The organism is Oleiphilus sp. HI0043, from assembly GCF_001634935.1.
Window position 1 is genome coordinate 1 of sequence record NZ_LWEY01000294.1, and the last position, 867, is coordinate 867.

Here is an 867-nt window from a genome sequence, read left to right on the forward strand (position 1 = left end):
GGCAGCACGTAAAGTCTGGCCAGAAGGTAAATCGCCAGATACGCATGAGCGTGGTGACCCAGTAACATGGGCGATAGAGCCTATTGCTCAATATACTCCGCCTCCTTGTGATCAGCCTCAGCCAACCGGCTATGATGCTGAGGGTTGTCGTTATGTCAATGCACTGTTCAAAGATGTTGAAGCAGTTGACCCTGAAAAAGCTCAAGCAATGAGAGATCAAGCCCGTCGTGGCCGTGATGTTTGGTTTAAAGGTACCTTTGGTAATCAGGATGAGAACATCATTCACCAAGCACGACTAACCGGTAAAGAGGGTATGAACTACCCGTGGTTAGATACTCGCACTCGTCCTTATCGTTTCACCAAATGGGGCTTGATCAACGACCCGGATTGTAAGCAAGGTGATGCGTCTTCTAATTGGTATGATATCTGCCAAGACCCTCATTCATCGGGTGTGCTCGGATATCGTAAATACTATCAGGAGCCGATCAAGGATGAGTCTGGCAAAGTGGTTTACGATGCAAGAACTGCAGCCTACGAAGAAAATGAAATCAAAGAAAACAAACGCTTTGCTATCGGACACCCCTGTGTACAGTGTCACGTAGCGTTTGAACCGACAAACCCGCCTAAAGATCCAAATGAGCCTAAGTGGGAAAACCTGAGTGCAACAATTGGTAACCAACACACGCGCCAGCCTATGGCTTTTTTCCAAGGTGTGCCTGAAGACCATTTAGCGAACCAAGCAGTGATGGCAGGACGTTTAGGAACAATTGACACGTCGATTGTAGCGTCTGATTGGAGCCACAACCCGGGTACGCAAAACAATATTATGGACTTCCATAACAAGCGTGTCTTTGAGCATGAAATGAA

General features: G+C 47.3%; 1 protein-coding gene. It reads left to right on the forward strand.

Going from position 1 to position 867, the window contains the following annotated elements:
* Window positions 1-867: hypothetical protein (locus A3729_RS32200; RefSeq protein WP_197475552.1), on the forward strand; the 867-nt coding region annotated here is incomplete at both ends.